Raw genomic sequence first — 18,585 nt, 5'->3', positions numbered from 1 at the left:
CGCCGAGAAGGGGGAGCGATGGACATCGCGGGCGCGCGGGTCAGGGCCGCCCGAGTCACCGCCGCGCTCAGGCGCTCACGCAGTGGCTCAGCCATGCGCGGCCTGGCCGCCGAGCTCGCCACCGCGGTCCGCAGGAGACCCCAACGCCCCACCGACGTACGGTCGCTGTGCCGGGCGCTGTGCGAGGAGATGAGCGCGCGGCGCGGCGGACGGCCCGTGGAGCTGCGGTTCGAGCGGTTTCCCGACGAGATAGAAGTGACCGGCCTGTGGGTGGAGTTCCAGGACTTCGACCTCGTCATCGTGGAGGAGCGGGCCGAGGCCGTGCAGCAGCTGGTCATCCTCGGGCACGAGCTGTGGCATCTGCACGCGGGGCACGGGCATCACCACGGGGTAGGTGCGGCGGCGGCCCACGCGTTCGCCGACCGGCCGGGGTGGGAGGACGTCGCGCTGGCGGTGGCCGCCCGCAACGGCTCCCGGGAGCGGGACGAGGCCGAGGCCGATGCCTTCGGACACCGGCTGGCGGCGGGGTGCCGGGCGCTGCTGCCGGGTGGGCGCGACCCGGACGTACCCCTCGAACCGGTGCAGCGGTCGCTGTACTACCGGGGGCCGCGAGGAGGTGCGGCACCGTGACGACGGTGGCGCTGACCCCGGCGGAGTTCGTCAACCAGTTCTATCCGAACTTCTGGTGGATCCCCGCGGGGGTCCTGGCCGCCGCCCTGGCCATCAAGCTGCCGAGCATCATCCGGCTCTGGAAGGACCCGATGCTGCGCGCGGTCGGCGGGCTGCTGCTGCTCGCCTGCGCGGTGTTCGTCTTCGTCGCGCCGTCGACGATCGCCCGGGTCAACCGGCTCACCGGGGTGGCGAACTTCTCCGGCCCCTGGGTCTACTCGCTGCTCACCGCGTTCTGCGCCTTCTGCCTGCTGCTGATCATCTCCTGGCGCAACGGCCTGTCCGACCGTTCGGACCGCACCCGGCGCGCGATGCGCGGGGTCGTGGCGGTCTACTCGGGTGTGATCGTCGCGATGTGGGTGCTGTTCGCTCTCGCGGACGTGCCGGTGGAGCGGCTGCGGGATCTCGACACGTACTACGCGAACACCCCGTACATGCGCGAGGTGATCGTGCTGTACCTGCTCGCGCACACCGTGGCCGCGCTGGTCACCAACGGGCTGATCTGGAACTGGGTCCGCACGGACGGCCTCGACTCGCTGCTGCGCTGGGGGCTGAAGTTCCTGGGCGTGGGCTACGCGGCGCAGTTGCTCTTCGACGCGGCCAAGATCAGCGCCGTGGCGGCCCGTTGGGCCGGGCGGGACGTGGACTGGCTGAGCACCGCCGTCGCCCCGCCGCTCGCCTGCCTGTCCGCCGTGCTCATCGCGGTCGGCTTCATCCTCCCGCACGCCGGGCAGTACCTGCACGGCCGCTGGCACGTCCGGCTCGCGCACCACGAACTGCGCCCGCTGTACCTGCTGATGAGAACGGTCAACGGCGAAGGGGTCCCGTTCCTGCTGCGCGCGACGCCGGAGCTGCGCCTGGTCCGCCGGGAGACCTTCATCCGCGACGTACTGCTGCCGCTCGCCCGGCACATCGACGAGGACCGGCGCGAACGGTTCCACGACGCCGCCCTCGCCCTCGGCCACCCGCCCGACCGGGCGAAGGCACTGGCCGCCACCGCGGCGATCCTCGACGCGGCCGACGCCAGGAGCCGGGCACGGGAGGACGACGGCACCGGTGCCCGTGACACCACGGACCTGCTGCGCGAGATCGGCGCCGTGTCCCGGGCCCTGCGCCGCACGGAGGACCTCCGGGCGATCCGCGCCCTGGCGCGTGACCACACGGACGGCCGGTCGCTCACCGGCTGACGACGGCCCGGGCCGCTTCGGGCGCTCTCGAGGGTCGCGGCCGGTGCCTCGCCGGACCCGGTGCGCGGACGAGACCCGCACGGAAGGCCGCGGACACGGAACGTGAAGGTACGGTGAGAGCCGTCCGGGACGAGGCCCGCATGGCTCGAAACCGCTGTCGGCGCACGGGTGTTGCGCGCCGCACGGCTGTGGCCGGGCGTCGGGGAATGCCCGCAGGGCAAAGGAGCCTTCATGGCTGAGTGCGAGGAGTCGCATGTCGCGTAGAGCTGTCGTCATCGGTGCGGGTCTGGCCGGCATGCTGGCCGCGGCGGCCCTGTCCGCCGTCGCGGACGAGGTGGTCGTGCTCGACCGCGACGATCTGCCCGCGGGGCCGGAGCACCGCAAGGGCCTGCCGCAGGGACGTCACGCGCATCTCCTCATGGCCGGCGGTCTGGCCCCCATGGAGGAATTGGTGCCGGGGGTGAGCATGCGCAAGCACCTGCTCGCCGCCGGTGCGCACGAGATTCCGCTCGGCTCGGGCATGGTCGCCCTCACGCCCGAGGGCTGGCTCCGGCGCTGGCGTCACCCCGGACCGCACATGCTGACCTGCACCCGGGCCCTGCTCGACTGGGCGGTGCGGGGCGCCGTGCTGGACAGCACCGGGGTGGTGATCCGCAAGGCGCGGGTGCTGGAGCTCACCGGGTCGCGGCAGTGTGTGACCGGGGTGCGCCTCTCGACCGACGCCGGGGAGGAGGAACTCGCCGCCGACCTCGTGGTGGACGCGAGCGGACGTGGTTCGCGGATCGTGACCTGGCTGGCGGGGCTGGGCGTCGACGAGGTGCGCGAGAAGACGGTGGACGCCGGCCTGGTGAACGCCACCCGTCTCTACCGCACTCCCGAGGGGGCCGGGCGTTTCCCGCTGACCATGGTGCAGGCCGATCCGTACCAGGGGCGGCCCGGCCGCAGCGGCATGGTGCTGCCGATCGAGGGCGACCGCTGGATGGTCAGCCTGGCCGGCACGCGGGGCGGCGGCGAACCGCCGTCCGACCCGGACGCGTTCCTCCGGTACACCCTGGACCTGCCCGACCCCGTCGTGGGCCGGCTGATATCCGGCGCGGAACCGCTCACCGACGTCCATGTCAGCCGCAGCACCAGCAATCACCGCCGGTACCTGGAGAAGGTCCGCTCCTGGCCCGACCGCCTCGTCGTCCTCGGTGACGCCCTGGCCACGTTCAACCCCGCCTACGGGCAGGGCATGTCGGTGGCCGCGCTGGGCGCCCGGGAGCTGGCCCGGGAGCTGCGGCGGTCCTCCTCCGGCCTCGGCGAGCCCGGGCTCGCCCGGCGCGTGCAGCGGCGGGCGGCGAGGCCGGTGGAGTCCGCGTGGACGATGGCGGTGAGCCAGGACGTCTGGTACCCCGGGACGCGTGGGGGCTCGCCCGGCCTCGCCGACCGTCTGGTCACCGCCTACACCCGTCGCATGATCCGCACGGCGACCGGTTCGTACACGGCGGCGTCGGCGCTCTGGGACGTGATGAGCATGACGACGGGGCCGACGCGGCTGCTCCGGCCCTCGACGGTCCTGGCGACGCTGAGCGGACCGCCGTTGCCGGCGGCGGTGGGGGCGCCGCTGACGGAGGAGGAGCGGACGGTGCTGCGCCGGCTGGACCGGACGGGAGGGTGAGGGCGGTGGCGCCCCCACCGCCGTAGGAGCGGGCGGCGAGCACGACGGGCCGCCCGACGCCCTCGACGGCGGTCCGGTCCGGTACCCGCGCGCCCCGTCGGCGTCCTCGCGTGCGGGCGTCCCGGGGGCGAGGCCGTCCCGGGACGCGTCCGCCACTCGCTCCTGTGCCTCTCCTCGTCAGCCGGCGAACGCGGGCTGGGGCAGTCCCTTGCCCGCTCCCGGCACCACGAACAGGGATCCCGCCAGTGCGGGCGGGTCGGTCAGCCCCACCCGGGCCGTCGTCACGTACAGGTCGCTCAGCCCGTCCCCGCCGAACGCACAGGCCGTCACCAGCGGCACCGGCAGCTCGATCACCCGGTCCAGCTCACCGTCGGGCGTGTACCGCCGCACCGCCGAGCCCTGCCACAGGGCGACCCACACGCACCCCTCGGCGTCCACGGTCAGCCCGTCCGGGAAGCCCGCGCTCTCCTCGATCTCGGCGAGGGTCCGGCGCCCGGTGATCCGCCCGTCCGCGTGGTCGAAGACGTCGAGGCACCTGGTCGGGGAGTCGACGTAGTACATGAGGCGTCCGTCGGGGCTCCACCCCGTGCCGTTGCTGACGGCCACGTCGTCGAGCACGACCTCGGCCGTGCCGTCCCCGGTGAGGCGGGACAGCGTGCCGCCTCCCGGCGCCTCGTCGTAGCGCATCGTGCCCGCCCACAGCGCGCCGTCGGGTGCGACGGCGGCGTCGTTGGCACGGCGGCCCGGGACCGGCTCGTGGTGGAGCCAGCGGAAGGCACCGTCGGGGTCGAGGAGGCCGACCCCGTCGCGCAGGTTCAGCACCAGTCCGCCGCCGGCGCGCGGCTTGACGGCGCCGATGTGCTGTTCCGTGCGGCGCAGGGTGCGGCGCCCGGTGGCCGGGTCGTAGGTGTGCAGGCGGGAGCCCAGGATGTCGATCCACAGCAGCCGGCCGGTCGCCGCGTCCCAGGTCGGTCCCTCGCCGAGTTCGGCCTCGGCGCGCACCGCGACCTCGTACGGCGTCGTCATGCCACGCTCCGGTGACCGAGGTGCTCGGACAGCTCGGCGGCGCCCTTGACGGCGAGCTGCTCCAGCTCGGCCCGGCGCTCCTCGCTCCAGCGGATCATGGGCACGGAGATCGACAGGGCGGCGACGACCTGCCCGGTGCGGTCGCGGACCGGCGCGGCCACGCAGGACACGTCCGGGTTGGACTCGCGGTTCTCCACGGCCAGGCCGCGCTCACGGATCTCGGCCAGGGCCTCGCGCAGGGCGGCCGGGTCGGTGATGCTGTTGGGGGTCATCGCGACCAGCTGGGCGCTGTCGGGGATGCGCGCGGTGAGCTCCGGCTCCGGGAGGGAGGCCAGCAGCATCTTGCCGACGGAGGTGCAGTGGGCGGGCAGCCTGCGCCCGGCCGCCGACACCATCCGCACGGCGTGCGTGGAGTCGACCTTGGCGATGTAGATGACGTCCGTGTCCTCGAGGATCGCCACGTGCACGGTCTCGTCGCAGGTCTCGGCGACGGACCGGGCGACCTGCTGCCCCTCGGCCGCGAGGTCGAGCTGCTCGGAGTAGCGGGCACCGAGCTGGTACGGGCGCACGCCGAGCCGGTAGCGTCCGGGCTGGCCGGGCACCGGAACGATGTACTTCCGGGCGGCGAGCGTGGTGACCAGCTCGTGCACGGTGGTGCGCGGCAGCTGGAGCCGGCGCACGATGTCGGGGGCGGAGAGCGTACCGTCCCCGTCGAGAAAGAGCTCGAGAATGTCGAGAGCCCGGGTCACGGCTGGTACGAGGCGTCCCACGACCGGCCCCCTCCCTTATATGTCTCAGGCGCCTGTGTTCCGGATCCCGATGTTCGAGATATCAACAGGCGATCGGCATGACGAACACAGGCTAGCCATAGAGGTTTGCCCGGGCAATGGGCGCAGGCCCGGCGAGCGGAAACCCACGAGCACCCCACGTGCACGTGGTGTGCACATTAAAGTGCCGTGTGTGCGGCACGTCACAGGTGTCGCAGAGGTGGGGGGATTTCTGTGCGTGACATGACCATGGGCTCGAACGTGTCCTTAGCGGCCCTGAGCGAGAACGTAGGCTCCGCGATCGTGAGTCTGGGCTGGTCCAGCCCGACCGGCGAGGGCGATGCCGACGTGTCCGTCCTGCTGCTGAACGGCGACGGCAAGGTACGCAGCGACGCCGACTTCTACTTCTACAACAACCCGGTGGCCGCCGACGGCAGCGTGCAGTTGCTCGGCAAAGAGCCGACCGGGGACGGCAGCGAGGACCGGATCAGCTTCGACCTCACCGCGGTTCCGGCCGAGGTGGAGCGGATCGTCGTCGCCGCGAGCCGCTACGAGGGGGCGCGCTTCGGCGAACTGGACGACCTGAAGGTGACGCTGGCCGACGCGGGCGGTGAGAGCCTCCTCCGGTTCGTCATCGAGGACGCCGGCCAGGTGAGCGCGATCATCTTCGGTGAGCTGTACCGGAGGGGCACGGAGTGGAAGTTCCGGGCCGTCGGTCAGGGCTACGAGAGCGGGCTGGCGGGGCTGGCGACCGACTTCGGCGTCGACATCGAGGACGACGAGACCGAGCCCGCGACGGAGGTGGCCGAGGAGATGGCCGCCGGCACCGCCGACGCTCCGCCACCGGCGACACTGGAGGCCGTTCCGGCACCGCGCCCACCGGCCGAGGAGATGGCCGGGCCGAAGAAGCGGACAGCCCGGCCCCGGACCGCCAAAAAGAAGGTCACACCACCCAGGCCGCCCGCCAGGAGCCTCGCGGAGAACGAGTCCTGGAGGCAGGCTCGCCTCTTTCCGGTGTCAGCGCTGAAGAACGACCGGGACCGGGAGACGCGGGCCACGTCGGTGCTGCTGTCGGTGATGGCCCAGGTGCCCCGGTTCGGCAGACGCATCACCGCTCCCTTCGGCGCTCCGTCCGGGCGGATGGAGACGTTCACCGAAGTCTCCCTGCCGCACGGCGACACGCCCCGGCGCCCGGACGGGGTGATCCGCGTCGAGCGCGCCGGCAAGCTGTGGACGGCACTCGTCGAGACCAAGACCAACGGCAACCCCCTCAAGTCCGACCAGGTGCAGGCCTACATGGACATCGCGGCCCGGCGTGGCTACGAGGCCGTGATCACCCTGTCGAACGATGTCGCACTGGAGGGCAGCCCGCTGGTCGACGTGAAGGTCGACCGGCGCCGCAAGCACCAGGTGGCGCTCTGGCACCTGTCGTGGGCCGAAGTGGCCCACCAGGCCCAGATGCTCATCCGGCACGAGGGCGTCGGCAACGCGGCGCGCACCTGGTTGCTGCAGGATCTGCTGCACTACCTCCAGCACGACAACTCCGGCTGTCACGGCTTCCAGAACATGGGCGCGGCCTGGGTCCCGGTACGCAACGGGATCAACGACGAGACCCTCTGCCACGGCGACCCGCGCGCCCTGGAGGTCGTGGAGAGCTGGGAGCGGCTCGTCCGGCAGGTGTGTCTGCGGCTCGGGGGCGAGCTCGGGCAGAAGGTGCTTCCCGCCCAGCGCACCCGGCGGGGGACCGATCCCGGGGCCCGCCGCGCCCGCCTCGCCGACCAGCTGTGCGGGGAAGGCCGGCTCCAGGCGGAACTGCGTGTCGAGGGGGCGCCCGGCCTGCTCACCATCAGCGCCGATCTGCGGACCGCCAAGCTGCGCACGTCGGTGGAGATCCCGGCACCCGAGCAGGGCTACCCCCTGACCTGGGCCAAGCGTCTGGTCCGCCGCCTCGCCGAGGCACCGGCGGACCTGCACGTGGAGACCCTGGTGGAGGGCGAGACGGGCGGCCCGCGGGGCACGCTGGAGCGGCTGCGTCCCGAACCCGCGGACCTGCTCCCGAAGGACGGCTCGACCCGCATCACCGGATTCCGCCTGTCTCTCTTCAAGGGCATGGGGAGCGGCCGCGGCAGCGCCGAGTCCGGCTTCATCCGCAGCGTCGACGACGCCGTGCACCGCTTCTACACCTCCGTGGTGGCGCACCTGGACGCCCCGGCTTCCGGGCGCCCCGCGGGGACGGAGCGGGCCACGGTGTGACGCCGGGGCGGCGGTGGTCGTCCCCGGGTGAGCCGGTCGGCTCACCGCCGCCGCTTCGCCCCCAGCTCCCCCCTCAACCGCTGTGCCCGCAGCACCAGTTCCAGTTCGAAGCGGCGGTCCGGGTCGTCTATCTCGTCGCCCCACAGCTCGCGGATCTGGCGCAGGCGGTAGCGGACCGTCTGGGGGTGGACGCCCAGGCGGGTGGCGACCTCCGGGGCGCCGCCTCGGGTCTCCAGCCAGGCCAGGAGGGTTTCGGCGAGGCGGCGGCCGTGCGTGGGGCCGCAGTGGGTCAGGGGGGCCAGGCACCTGAGTGCCAGGTCGTCGATGAGCTCCTCGGGCTGGAGGAGGACCAGGGCCTCGGTGTGTTCGGTGCAGTAGAGGACCTCTCCGGAGGGCAGCAGGTCCCGTTCCATCAGTCGGACCGCCGCCTCCGCCCAGCGCAGCGACTTCGCCGCTTCCTTGAGCGGGACCGGTGGGCCGATCGCGCCGGACCAGCCGGCCAGGGCCCGGTGCATGAGCTCGGGGCGGCCCGCCGCGTCCGGCTCGGGCACGACCATGCGCGGCTGCTCGTACTCCATGTCGAGCAGGACGCCCTGGCCGACCGCGGGGGCCATCGCCTCGCGGGCCGGGCGGAGCAGCACGCCCACCGCGACCTTGGCCGGTAAGGGCCAGCCGATGCGGGCGGCGCGTTCGGTCAGGGCCTCGGAGGGGTCGCCGCGGTGGTGCTCGGCGAGCAACAGCTCCATCAGGCGGCGTTGCAGGCGCAGGCGTTCGCCGGCCTGGCGGGCCGCGGCCTCGGCGTAGCCGCGTACGGACTGGTCGACCAGGCCGTCCAGGTACTCGTAGCCCGCGTCGACGAGTTCGTACATCGCCGGGGGCGGGATCTCCACGCGCTGGCCGATGTCGGCGAAGCGGCGCCAGGCCAGCCGTACGCCCATGCGGTAGATGGCCTGGAGAGAGTCGAGGGAGCGGCCGTCTCTGCCCTCGCCACGGCCGAAGTCCTGGAAGACGCCGGGCGGGACGGTCGGGCGTCCCTCCGAGTGCTCCAGGTGCTGCACGAACACCTCGATGGCGCGGCGGATGCCGACCAGGGCCATCGGCTCGCCGGAGTCGTCGAGGACGACGGGCAGGTGCGGGTACTCGCGCTGGATCTCACGGAGGATCTCCTCGGCGAGTGCGGGTGCCTCGGCCATGGCGATGGCGGCGAACCGGCGTACCTGGAAGCGCGGTACGTCGTGCCAGGCCGAGCGCGTCGTGACGGCGGCGGTGCGGGCGGCCGTCATCGTCAACTCCCCTGGCCGGCTCGCTCGTACGTGATCAGGGGGGTGTTCGGCTGGTCGGGTGTGGCTTGGAGCAGCGCGACCACGCCCAGCGCGGCGCCCACGGCGAGGGCGGCGGCGAGCGCGACGGTCAGCGCGGCAGCGAGCAGTCTGGACATCGCAGGGTCAGCCTCTCTGTCCGGATTCGCCCGGAGATCGTCCGGAGGTTGCCCCACCCCGGGCACCCCGTCCCTGCCTGTCGCGCCCAGTCTCGACAAGCATTGACACCCCGTCAAGAGCGGCCTACGGTTCCCGGCCCAGCCGCACGTGCGCATCCCGCCGCCGTGCCGGCCCTCTCGTACGTCGAGCCGTCCCAAGCCACTGGAGTGCCCGGATGCGCCGTACAACCTCTCCCTTTTCCCTGGTCCTGCTGGGTCTCGGCACGTTCCTGCTGGTGCTGGCGCCGCTGCTCGCCTGGTACGTGGAGCCGCGTGCCGCGGTGAACCCGATCGACATCGACACCACCGCCGTCTACACCGGCCGGGGCAGCGTCTTCGACACCGACCGGATCGAGACGGTGCCCGACCGGAAGATCACCGTGACCCAGCGGGTGCGGGGCAACGTCGAGGACAGCGAACGCAGCGGCACCGCCGTCTGGGACGTGACGACCACGGTCGACACCGACAAGTCCCTGCCGGCCGCCGATCCGCACGACGCGCTGGACTTCGTCCCCCACCGTTGGGTGATGGACCGGAAGACCACGCGGCCGGTGCACTGCTGTGGGGAGAAGCCGTACATCGAGGGCGAGGCGTATCTGAAGTTCCCCTTCGACGTGCAAAAACGCTCCTACCAGTGGTGGGACAACACCCTCGGCGACACGGTCGTGCTGCGCTACCGCGGCACCGCGAAGATCCAGGGCTACACCGGCTACAGGTTCACCGGCTCCGTGCCGCCGACGAGGACCGGCACGCGCATGGTGCCGGGCAGCCTCGTGGACCAGCCGAACCGGCCGCAGGTGCTGGCCGAGGAGTGGTACTCCAACCACGGCTTCGAGCTGGTCGTGGACCAGGCGACGGGCCGTGTGATCTACGCGCAGACCGGCCCGCGGCGGACCCTGCGGGCGCCGGGCGGGAAGAAGGACGCGGCGGTACTGCTGGACAGCCGGAAGGTCTCGTTCACCACCGCGACGCAGAAGGAAGCGGTCCGGCAGGCGAAGCGGGACAGCGGGCAACTGCGGCTGGTGGGCACGACGCTGCCGATCGGAGCCGCGGCGGCCGGCTTCCTGCTCGCCGTGGTGGGTGGCGTTCTCGTGGCGCGTGGGCGGAAGGAGCCGGAGAACCCCGTTCCGGCGCAAACTTCCGATACGCCCCAGCCCACCCTCACGATGTGATGTGACGTCAGCTCCAACAAAGCCCGAAATTGTCACGTCGGTGAGTAGCCGTGGCGAACGTCCGGGCGAAAACTGTCCAACCCCACCCGAGCACACCCCGTCCACACTCCCCTCCCAGGAAGAGCTCAGGCCCCCCACAGGCCGCCCCCTGCGACGACCAGACCCCCCACGATTTCCCCACGCTGAGTTCCGCACCCCGAGACGAGTTGGAGCACCCATGCCCCAGCACGTACCGTCCAAGCTGCGCACCGCATCCCCCAGCGCGCAGCACCCCCCGGCGCTCCCCCCACCTCCGCGCCGGATCGTCTTCCTCGCCCATCGTGATCTGGGCAACCCGTCCGCCGGCGGCTCCGAGCTGCTGGTCGACCGGCTCGCCGACGGCCTGACCCGCCTGGGCCATGAGGTGACCCTGCTGTGCGGCGGGCCCGCGGCCCTCCGCGACTATCGCGTCGTGTCCGCGGGCGGCCCGTACGGGCACTACCTGCGCGCGAGATCGGCCTTCACGCGCCGGGTCGGCGACTGCGATCTGCTGGTGGAGGTGTGCAACGGCATGCCGTACCTGGCGCCGCTGTGGCACCGGGGACCCACGCTGACCCTGGTCAACCACGTCCACACGGATCTGTGGAAGATGCGCTTCGGCGGACCGCTGGCACCGGCGGCACGGGTCGGCCGAAGACTCGAACACTGGGCCCTGACCGGGGCGCGGCAGCGGAACCTGCTCGTCGCCGTGTCCGCCTCGACCGCCCACGCGCTGCGCACGATCGGCGTCGAGCGAGACCGGATCAGGGTGGTGCACAACGGGGTCGAGGAGCCGGGCCCGAGGGCCGATCGCTCGGCCGAGCCGTTGTTCGTCGCCATCGGGCGGCTGGTCGAGTACAAGCGGGTCGATCTGCTGCTGCGGCTCTGGGAGCGGGTGCGGCCGGTGACCGGCGGCCGGCTGGTGATCGTCGGTGACGGGCCCGAGCGGGAACGTCTGGAGCGGCTCGCCGGTCCGGGTGTGGAGTTCACCGGGTATGTGACGGAGGCCGAGAAGCACCGACTGCTGTGCGCGGCCTGGCTGTTGCTGCACCCCTCGGCGGTGGAGGGGTGGGGTCTCGTCGTGACGGAGGCCGCGGCCCGGGAGACACCGAGTGTGGCCTTCGACGTGCCGGGGCTCAAGGATTCCGTGGTGGACGGCGAAACCGGCGTCCTCGCGCGCGGTGAGTCCTCGTTCGCCGCGGCCTGGTGTGCGCTGACCCTGTCCGGGCGGCAGCGGGAGCTGATGGGCAAGGCGGCCCGGGAGCGGGCGGCGCAGTTCCGGTGGGACCGGACGGTCCGGCAGTTCAGGGCCGTCGCCACGGAGGCGGTGAAGGGCTGGGCCCCGTGACACCGTTCCCGCCCCCGCGCGGCGGAGCCGCACCCGTCACCGCCCCGCGTCCGGGGGAAGGCACCTCCCGGCGCCTCGGCTGGAAGGATCCGTCGTTCCGGCGCTCCCTCGCCCTGTTCCGCGCGTTCCGCCACGAGCAGGACGACCCCGAGGCCTGCTACTCCCTGCTGGCCCGCGACGCCGTCGACCAGGTCGAGGCCTACGACGGTCCCGTCGCCGGGCGTACCGTCCTCGATGTCGGTGGCGGCAGCGGGTACTTCACCGAGGAGTTCCGGCGCCGCGGGGCGAACGCGTTCCTCTTCGAGCCCGACCCGGCCGAGCTCGGCGGGAAACCCCCTGCCGCGGCGGTCGTCGCCGACGGGTACCTGCTGCCGCTGAGGGACGGCGTCGCGGACGTCACCTTCTCCTCCAACGTGCTGGAGCACGTGGCCGATCCGGAGACGTTCCTCAGTGAGCTGGCCCGGGTGACGCGGCCCGGCGGGCTGATCTACGTGTCGTTCACCAACTGGCTGTCGCCGTGGGGCGGGCACGAGTGGGCCCCGTGGCACTGGTTCGGCGCCGAGCGGGCCCGGGCCCGCTACGTGCGGCGGACGGGCAGGCCCGCGAAGCACACCCTCGGCGAGAACCTGTTCGCGGTGCACATCGGCTCCACCCTGCGGCAGGTGCGCGCCCGGGACGACGTCACCATCGTCTCGGCGCGCTCCCGCTACTGGCCGTTCCTCGCGGAGGCCGTCGTCAAGGCGCCCGGCATCCGCGAGTTCGCCACCTGGAACCTCCTCCTCATTCTGCGGCGGTGTCCTTCATGACAACCACGGTCCAGGCTCCTCCCCCGGCAGCCGTCCCCACCACCGCGACCACCGCGGGCCCGCCCGAGGGCCCGCGGTCGCGGCGCTGGCTGCTGGGTTTCTGGGCCGTGGTGTTCGTGTTGTTCCTCGCGGTACAGCCGGGGCGGCAGACCTTCGACACCAAGCTCGGGGTCACGGTCGATCCGGGACAGTTCCTCGCCGATCTGGGCCAGTTGTGGCACGACCGGGCCGGGTTCGGCGGGATCCAGGACCAGTACGTCGGCTATCTGTGGCCGATGCTGCCGTTCTACTGGCTGTGCGACCTCGTACGGCTGCCGGTGTGGCTGGCGGAGCGGCTGTGGCTGTCGCTGATCGTGTCCGTCGCCTTCTGGGGTGCGTTGCGGCTGGCGGAGCGGCTGCGGGTGGGCAGCGGGGCGTCCCGGCTCCTGGGGGCCGTGGCCTATGCGCTGTGGCCGGTGTTCACCACCGTCATCGGGTCGACCTCGGCCGCGGCGCTGCCCGGGGCGTTCCTGCCGTGGGTGCTGCTGCCGCTGACGAACGAGCGGTACGCCGCCCGGGTCGCGGCCCTGCGGTCGGCGCTGCTCGTGCCGTTCATGGGCGGGGTGAACGCGTCGGCGACGCTGGCCTCCCTGCTGCCGGTCGGGCTGTACCTGCTGTCCCGGCCGCCCGGCCCCCGGCAGCGCAAGCTGATCGCCTGGTGGGCCCCGGTCGTGCTCGTGGTGACCGCCTGGTGGTGGGTGCCGCTGCTGCTGCTCGGGGTCTACGGCGAGAACTTCCTCCCCTATATAGAGACCGCGCGGACGACCACGGACACCATGTCGGCGACCGAGGCGCTGCGCGGCGCCGGGAACTGGGTCGCCTATCTGCACCTCGGTGAGGCGTGGCTGCCGGCCGGCTGGGCCGTGGCCTCCTCCGTGATCGTGATCCTCTGCTCGGCCCTCGCGGCCGGACTCGGGCTCGCCGGACTCGCCCGGCGGGACATGCCCGAGCGGCGGTGGCTGGTGCTGACGGTGCTGGTGGCCGCGCTGGTGCTGCTCGCCGGGTACGGCGGGGCGTTCGGAGCGCCGTTCCACGGGGTCGTGCAGGGCTGGCTGGACGGGTGGCTGTCGCCGTTCCGGAACATCTACAAGTTCCAGACCGGTGTGGCGCTGGCACTCGCACTGGGACTGGCCCATCTGGTGGGGGTGGCCGCCGAGCCGCGCGGGGCCCGGCAGGTGCGCGGCCGGCGCTTCGCCCCGCTGGTCGCGGCCGTGCTGATCCTGCCCGGGCTGCTGTGGCCGTACCTCAACGGATCGATCCTCAACCCGGGTTCGTTCCAGAAACTCCCCACGTACTGGCAGGCCACGGCCGACTGGCTGGAGAAGTACTCGCCCGACTCGCGTGCCCTGGTCGTCCCGGCGACCGCGCACGGCCTCTACACCTGGGGCTCCCCCGTCGACCAGCCGCTCGACGTGCTCGCCGAGTCGCGGTGGGCGCAGCGCGACTACGTGCCCTTCGGCACCCCCGGCAACCGGCGCGCGATGGACGCCGTCGAGCAGGCGCTGCTGTCCGGGGCCGAAGTCCCGGGTCTGGCCGACTACGTGAGCCGGGCCGGGCTGTACTACGTCGTCGTACGCAACGACCTCGACCCCGACCAGATCGGTTACGTGCCGACCGCGACCGTCAAGCGCACCCTCGAACAGTCGGGGTACGAGCGGGTGACGGGGCTCGGGCCGGTGATGACCGGCGGCCGGATCGCGCAGGACGCGCCGCTCCAGGTCGAGGGGCTGTATCCGCGGCAGCGGGCCGTGGAGATCTACCGGCCGACGGGTGAGGACGTGGTCCGGCCGGGACAGGCCGGGCTCGCCCCGGTCGCCGACACGGCCGTGGTGTCCGGCGGGCCGGAGGCGCTGCTGCCGCTGGCGGAACGGCTGCGCGGGCGGGCGACCGTCCTGACCGGCGACAACCACCCGGGGCTCGGCACCCCGGCCGTGCAGGTGCTCGGTGACGGGCTGCGGCGGGCGGACACCCGGTTCGGGCTGGTCAACGCCGGTACGTCGTACACGTACACGCGCGACGAGCGCAACGCGCCGGACGCGTTGCAGGACCCGGGCGACAAGCCGCGCCAGATCCTGCCCACCGAGGGCACCGGTCACCAGACCGTGGCCGAACTGCGCGGCGCCCGCTCGGTGTCGGCGTCCTCGTACGGCAACTGGCTGTTCCATCTGCCCCAGTACGACCCGGTGAACGCCTTCGACGGCAACCCGCGCACCGCGTGGGCGGAGGGCGCGCCGGACACGCCGGACGGGCAGTGGCTGCGCATCGGCTTCACCGGCCGCTACGACATGCCGGCCTCCTTCAAGGTCACTCCGCTGCCGCAGGAGAGCGTGCGGGCGGCGGCGACGAGGGTCCGGGTGGAGACCGAGAAGGGCGAGCGGACGAGCTTCCTCCAGCCGAACGGCACGACCCAGCGGGTCAAGGCGCCCGAGGGCACGACGCGGTGGATGAAGCTGACCATCGTGGACTCCGTGGAGCGCAGGGCCGGGCTGACCGGCGCGGGCTTCTCCGAGATCGACCTGCCGGACGTGCAGGTGACACGGCTGCTGCGGCTCCCGGCGGACGCCCAGGACGCCACGTCGGCCGCGACCGTCGTCTCCCTGCACCGCGCCTCCGACCCCACGGGCCTGTCCCCGGCCGGCACCGAGGCGGGCCTGCACCGCCGCTTCACCACCCCGGCCGCCGGGACGTACGAGGTGAAGGCGAGCGCGGTGCCCGTGCCGGGCGCGGAACTCGACGAACTGCTCTACGAGGTCGCGCCCGAGCAGCAGGCCCGGATCGTCGCCACCGCCGACTCCACGGCGAGTCTCGGCGCGGGCCTCGCGGCACGCAACCTCACCGACGGCGACCTGACGACGGCGTGGATCGCGGGCGACCGGCCGACGATCCACCTGCGCTGGGAGGGCAAGCAGCCGGTCGGCGAACTGGTCCTCGCCCCCGCGGGCGGTCTGTCGGCCCGCGCGTCCGAGGTGCACATCAGCTCCCCGGACGGCGCGGCCATCGCCGGAGCCGACAAGAACGGCTGGGTCCGCTTCCCGCCGATCACCACCGACCGGCTCGACATCACGATCACCGAGACGGCCCCCCTGACCCTGCACAACCCGGTCGCCGACGAGGACCTGCGCCTCCCGGTGGGCCTCACCGAGGCGTACGTCCCGTCCCTCGACCAGTACCGCACCCCGCAGCCGGACGGCACCCGGAAGTTCTCCCTGCCCTGCGGCAAGGGCCCGGTGGTGGCGCTGGACGGCGAGCTGTACCGGACGGGCGCGAAGGGGACCGTGCGGGACCTGGTCGAGCGGCGGGGCGTGGAGGTGACGCTCTGCCAGGAGGGCCGGGACGACACCGGGGTGCGGCTGGACGCCGGTGAGCACCGCCTGGAGGGCGGCGACGCGGGCCCGCTCGCGCTCACGGACGTGACGCTGACCCGCGGCACGGTCCCCGAGGCCGCAGCGGCCGGGCGTGACCTGCGGATCCGGGACTGGCTGGGCGACCGGCGCACAGTGACGGTCGGCTCGGGCGCGGCCTCGTACCTGACGACGTACGAGAACTTCAACGACGGCTGGCGGGCCACGCTGAACGGCAAGGAGCTGACCCCGGTGCGGCTGGACGGCTGGCAGCAGGGCTGGCGGGTCCCGGCCGGGGCGGGCGGCGAGGTCACGCTGTCCTACGAGCCGGCCACGACGTACGACGCCGCCCTGATCGGCAGCGGCGTCGGCATCGCGGTCCTGCTGGGCCTGGCGCTGTGGCGCCGCCGCGCTCCCAACCCGGACACGCCCCAGCCGGTCCCGCCGCTGCCCGGGCTGTGGCTCGGCACGGTGGCGCTGACGCTGGTCGCAGTGGTGATCGCGGGCTGGTTCGCGCTGCTGGTCCCGGCGCTGGCGCTGCTCGCCGCGCGGCGGCACGCCCTGCTGGTGCCGATCGCCTTCGCCGCCCTGGCCGGGGCCGGGATCGTCGCCGCGTTCGGGGCCGGGGAGCCGGTGGGTGCGGGCGAGGGGGCGTTCGGGCATCTGGCCCAACTGCTGGCGCTGATCGGCCTGTTCGCGTCCCTGGTGAGCCTGCGTGAAGGGCCGTCGCCCGAGGAGGCGCCGACGCGAGAACTGCCGAGGACGGACCCCGGGGAGGGCAAGACCGTATGACGGCACCGGTACGCATCCCGTTCCCAGTGGTGGACGAGGTGTCCCGGCACTGCCTCCAGGAGGCGGAACCGGAGACGGTCCACATCGAGGTGCACCTCCCGGGCCCCCTCGACCAGGGGCGTCTGCGCAAGGCGTTCCTCGAAGCCCTGCACCGGCATCCGCGGATCCTGATGCGGGAGGCGCGGGGGCCCTGGTACCGGCGGCAGTACGAGTGGGAGCTGACGCCGGAGCCCGATGTGGAGGTGGTGACCTTCGCCCCGCCGGGCCCGCGAGCCCTGGCGGACGCCCGGACCCGGGCCCTCACCCACGCCCCGCCGTTGTCGATGTCCCCGCCGATCCGGCTGGAGGTGGTGGACTCGGTCCTGCTGCTCACCATCAACCACACCGCCCTGGACGGCCCGGCCTGCCTCCGTGTCCTGGCCACGGCCGCGGAGCTGTACGGGGGCCGGGACAACTCCCCGGCGGCGCCCCCGACCCGCCCCGCCGAACCCCGGCGGGAGGTCCCGGACACCCCGGGCGGCTGGTCGCCCCCCGCGCGGGTGGCGCACGGCAGGCCGGAGCCCTCCCCCGGCAACGGCCTGCTCGTCACCGAACTGCCTCTCCCGCACCGCCCCAAGGGCTCCCCGTACACCGTCAACGACCAGCTCATGGTGACCACGGCCCTGACCATCGCCCACTGGAACCGGGAGCACGGCGCCCGCCCCCACTCTCGGCTTCGCTCGAGCGGGGGGACCCCCACCCGGCCCCTGCGCATCACCATGCCGGTGGACGACCGGCCCCGTGACACCACGATGCCCATCGGCAACGGCACCCGCCTGGTGGAAGTCCCGTACGCGCCGCGGGAACTGGACGTCACCGACATGCCGGCCCTGTTGCGCCGCACCGCGGAGCGGACCCGGGCCCTCAAAGCCCTCCCCCGGCCCCAGCTCGGACACGGGGCCGCCCTCCTGACCGCGCCCTGGGCGCCCGTCGGGGCCCGCGCGGCCCTCACCCGCACCCTGCGCCGGGCGGCCGCGCCCTGGACGTCGACGACCCTGCTCAGCAACATCGGCCGGATCCCGTACCCGCTGGACTTCGGCGAGGAGGCGGGCCGGGCGCACGCGGTCTGGTTCTCCGCCCCGGCCCGGATGCCGCGCGGCCTGACGGTGACCACCGCCTCCACGGCCGGCCGCCTCCATCTGGCCCTGCGCTGGTCGAAGGCCCTGCTCAGCAGCGGTGACGGCGCCCACCTCCGCGACCTCTTCGAGCACTACCTGCACACCACGGAGGTGACCCCGTGACCACTCCGGCCACCACCGGCGCCCCACCCCGCGACCTGCGCGACTTCTACGAGAACCCCGCCGTGCCGGTCGCCTCCGGCACCCCGCGCAGCCTCCGCCAGGCCCGCATGCTCGCGCGGGCCCTGAACCGCCCGGCGACCGCGAGCCCGCAGACGATCCTCGACATCGGCTGCGGGGACGGCACCGCCGCCGCCACCGCCGCCCCGCTCCTGCCCGGCCACCGCGTCATCGGCGTCGACTGGTCCCAGGACGCCCTGCGCCGCGCCCGCACCCGCATCCCGTACGCGGTGCGCGGCGAACTCACCGGCGGCGGACTGCCGTTCGCGTCCGGATCGGCCGACGCGGTGCTGTTCAGCGAGGTCGTCGAGCACCTCGTCGACCCGGACGCGGCCCTCGACGAGATCCGGCGGATCCTGCGCCCCGGCGGGCATCTGATGCTGTCCACACCGAACCTGGCCGCCTGGTACAACCGCGGCCTGCTGCTGGCCGGTGTGCAGCCGGTGTTCTCGGAAGTGAGCCTGCGCGGCATCCACGGCCGCCCGGGCAAGGAGGTCGTGGGGCACCTGCGGCTCTACACCGCCCGTGCGCTCCAGGAGTTCGTCGCCGCGTCCGGATTCACGGTCGAACGGCTCGAAGGAGCTCCCTTCCACGGCGTACCGCGCCCGCTGCGGCCGCTGGACCGGCTGGCCTGCGCCCGGCCGCAGCTCGCGTCGATCCTGCTGCTGCACGCCAGGAGGACGTAGCCCATGT

The 18,585-nt window shown here is 73.3% G+C and carries 14 protein-coding genes; 10 read left to right on the top strand and 4 right to left on the bottom strand.

Features of this window, described 5'->3' with window-relative positions:
• The first annotated feature begins 18 nt into the window (after positions 1–18).
• The 3 genes from FDO69_RS17545 to FDO69_RS17535 all read left to right on the top strand — a co-directional run bounded on the left by FDO69_RS17545 (position 19) and on the right by FDO69_RS17535 (position 3,516).
• Positions 19–630 (top strand): toxin-antitoxin system, toxin component family protein, encoded by a 612-nt coding sequence (locus tag FDO69_RS17545; protein WP_170320899.1) that lies wholly within the window; start codon positions 19–21, stop codon positions 628–630.
• Positions 627–1,856 carry a DUF6545 domain-containing protein gene (locus FDO69_RS17540; RefSeq protein ID WP_104780754.1) on the top strand — a complete coding sequence of 410 codons (1,230 nt, stop codon included), beginning with the start codon at positions 627–629 and terminating at the stop codon, positions 1,854–1,856. The genes FDO69_RS17545 and FDO69_RS17540 overlap by 4 nt, the downstream gene beginning before the upstream one ends.
• Positions 1,857–2,109: 253 nt before the next feature.
• Positions 2,110–3,516, top strand: a complete 1,407-nt coding sequence (locus tag FDO69_RS17535; RefSeq protein ID WP_104780753.1) for an FAD-dependent oxidoreductase — start codon at positions 2,110–2,112, stop codon at positions 3,514–3,516.
• Between the two features lie 177 nt (positions 3,517–3,693).
• On the opposite strand, the gene FDO69_RS17530 is transcribed toward FDO69_RS17535, so the two are convergent.
• Both FDO69_RS17530 and FDO69_RS17525 read right to left on the bottom strand, forming a co-directional pair.
• Complete coding sequence (locus FDO69_RS17530; RefSeq protein WP_104780752.1) at positions 3,694–4,542, bottom strand: SMP-30/gluconolactonase/LRE family protein; 849 nt, start codon at positions 4,540–4,542, stop codon at positions 3,694–3,696.
• Positions 4,539–5,312 carry an IclR family transcriptional regulator gene (locus FDO69_RS17525; protein ID WP_104780751.1) on the bottom strand — a complete coding sequence of 258 codons (774 nt, stop codon included), beginning with the start codon at positions 5,310–5,312 and terminating at the stop codon, positions 4,539–4,541. The genes FDO69_RS17530 and FDO69_RS17525 overlap by 4 nt, the downstream gene beginning before the upstream one ends.
• Before the next feature lie 240 nt (positions 5,313–5,552).
• Here FDO69_RS17525 and FDO69_RS17520 point away from each other — a divergent pair, with 240 nt between their 5' ends.
• Entirely contained in the window at positions 5,553–7,562 is a 2,010-nt protein-coding gene (locus FDO69_RS17520) for a TerD family protein (protein ID WP_170320898.1), read from the top strand.
• Between the two features lie 41 nt (positions 7,563–7,603).
• Here FDO69_RS17520 and FDO69_RS17515 read toward each other — a convergent pair whose 3' ends face one another.
• Together FDO69_RS17515 and FDO69_RS41225 are read right to left on the bottom strand one after the other, a co-directional pair.
• Positions 7,604–8,845, bottom strand: a complete 1,242-nt coding sequence (locus FDO69_RS17515) for a PucR-like N-terminal domain-containing protein (RefSeq protein WP_104780749.1) — start codon at positions 8,843–8,845, stop codon at positions 7,604–7,606.
• Between the two features lie 2 nt (positions 8,846–8,847).
• Positions 8,848–9,000 carry a hypothetical protein gene (locus tag FDO69_RS41225; RefSeq protein ID WP_167526629.1) on the bottom strand — a complete coding sequence of 51 codons (153 nt, stop codon included), beginning with the start codon at positions 8,998–9,000 and terminating at the stop codon, positions 8,848–8,850.
• Between the two features lie 215 nt (positions 9,001–9,215).
• Between FDO69_RS41225 and pgfA the strand changes: the two genes are divergently transcribed.
• The 6 genes from pgfA (at position 9,216) to FDO69_RS17485 (ending at position 18,578) form a co-directional block, all read left to right on the top strand.
• On the top strand, positions 9,216–10,211 hold the full coding sequence (gene pgfA, locus FDO69_RS17510) for a cell envelope lipid trafficking protein PgfA (RefSeq protein ID WP_104780748.1): 996 nt from the start codon (positions 9,216–9,218) through the stop codon (positions 10,209–10,211).
• Between the two features lie 217 nt (positions 10,212–10,428).
• A complete protein-coding gene (locus FDO69_RS17505; protein ID WP_104780747.1) occupies positions 10,429–11,577 on the top strand; it encodes a glycosyltransferase family 4 protein in 1,149 nt (382 codons plus the stop codon).
• Entirely contained in the window at positions 11,574–12,383 is an 810-nt protein-coding gene (locus tag FDO69_RS17500; RefSeq protein WP_420878513.1) for a class I SAM-dependent methyltransferase, read from the top strand. The genes FDO69_RS17505 and FDO69_RS17500 overlap by 4 nt, the downstream gene beginning before the upstream one ends.
• The gene (locus tag FDO69_RS17495) at positions 12,380–16,555 is read left to right on the top strand and encodes a DUF3367 domain-containing protein (protein WP_104780746.1); all 4,176 of its coding nucleotides are present in this window, start codon (positions 12,380–12,382) and stop codon (positions 16,553–16,555) included. The genes FDO69_RS17500 and FDO69_RS17495 overlap by 4 nt, the downstream gene beginning before the upstream one ends.
• The gene (locus FDO69_RS17490) at positions 16,552–17,835 is read left to right on the top strand and encodes a condensation protein (protein ID WP_104780745.1); all 1,284 of its coding nucleotides are present in this window, start codon (positions 16,552–16,554) and stop codon (positions 17,833–17,835) included. The genes FDO69_RS17495 and FDO69_RS17490 overlap by 4 nt, the downstream gene beginning before the upstream one ends.
• Positions 17,832–18,578: a class I SAM-dependent methyltransferase gene (locus FDO69_RS17485; protein WP_104780744.1), complete on the top strand. Its 747-nt coding sequence runs from the start codon at positions 17,832–17,834 to the stop codon at positions 18,576–18,578. Before FDO69_RS17490 ends, FDO69_RS17485 begins: the two co-directional genes overlap by 4 nt.
• Positions 18,579–18,585 lie beyond the last annotated feature (7 nt).

Origin of the sequence: Streptomyces tibetensis (assembly GCF_007655005.1) — a bacterium.
GTDB lineage: Bacteria > Actinomycetota > Actinomycetes > Streptomycetales > Streptomycetaceae > Streptomyces > Streptomyces tibetensis.
Note: the sequence above shows the minus strand (reverse complement) of the source record. Positions and strands in the feature narration are given on the sequence as shown.